Source organism: Runella aurantiaca, assembly GCF_003339505.1.
GTDB classification, from domain to species: Bacteria; Bacteroidota; Bacteroidia; order Cytophagales; family Spirosomataceae; genus Runella; species Runella aurantiaca.
Genome location: NZ_QPIW01000064.1, coordinates 1 through 1,185, shown reverse-complemented (window position 1 = coordinate 1,185; position 1,185 = coordinate 1). Strand labels below are relative to the sequence as shown.

The 1,185-nt window shown below is 50.5% G+C and carries 1 rRNA gene; it reads right to left on the bottom strand.

From position 1 onward, the window contains the following. Positions 1-1,185 (bottom strand): 23S ribosomal RNA (locus DVG78_RS29835); the annotation flags it as partial.

Here is a 1,185-nt window from a genome sequence, read left to right as displayed (position 1 = left end):
GTTTCAGCGGTTTTTCTTGGAGGCCAGTTCAGATGTTCGCTTCGTCCGTAGACTCTGCTCAACGAAGACTTCCGTCACTTCGTACATCCTCCTCTACCCCGTGCGCTTCACACTTGCATCAGGTGCAGGAATATTAACCTGCTGTCCGTCAGGTGCGGCCTTCGCCTTCCCCTTAGGCCCCGACTAACCCTCAGTTGATTGACATAGCTGAGGAATCCTTAGCTTTACGGTGTGTATGGTTCTCACATACATTATCGTTACTTATGCCTACATTTGCTTTTCCAACCTCTCCACCATAGCTCACGCTACAGCTTCGCTGATGTTGGAATGCTCCCCTACCGATATTACTATCGCATCGCTTCGGTGATATACTTGATGCCCGTTTATTATCGACGCCCGCCCCGCTCGACCAGTGAGCTGTTACGCACTCTTTAAATGTATAGCTGCTTCCAAGCTAACATCCTGGCTGTCTCGGCAGTCGGACTTCCTTTGTTCAACTTAGTATATACTTTGGGACCTTAGCGGTTGCTCTGGGTTGTTCCCCTCTCGGACCGTGACCTTAGCACCCCGGCCCTCACTGCTGTGTATATCAGTGCCCATTCGGAGTTCGTCAGAATTTGGTAGGATTTGACTCCCCCGCATCCTATCGGTAGCTCTACCTGACACTGACTCGCCACAACGCTGTTCCTAAAAACATTTCGGGGAGTACGAGCTATTTCTCAGTTTGATTGGCCTTTCACCCCTACCCGCAGTTCATCCAAAAACTTTTCAACGTTTACTGGTTCGGTCCTCCATGTAGTGTTACCCACACTTCAACCTGACCACGGGTAGATCACCAAGTTTCGCGTCTGCTATTACTGACTAAGCGCCCTGTTCAGACTCGCTTTCGCTTCGGCTGCGCATCTTAAATGCTTAACCTTGCCAGCAACAACAACTCGTAGGCTCATTATGCAAAAGGCACGGCGTCACCCCATAGGGCTCCGCCCGCTTGTAAGCGCATGGTTTCAGGTTCTATTTCACCCCGGTACTCCCGGTACTTTTCACCTTTCCCTCACGGTACTCGTTCACTATCGGTCTCTCAGTCGTATTTAGCCTTGGCGGATGGTGCCGCCGAATTCAGAGGGGATTCCTCCTGTCCCCACCTACTCAGGATACTGCTACGTTGATAATTTTTACATTTACAGG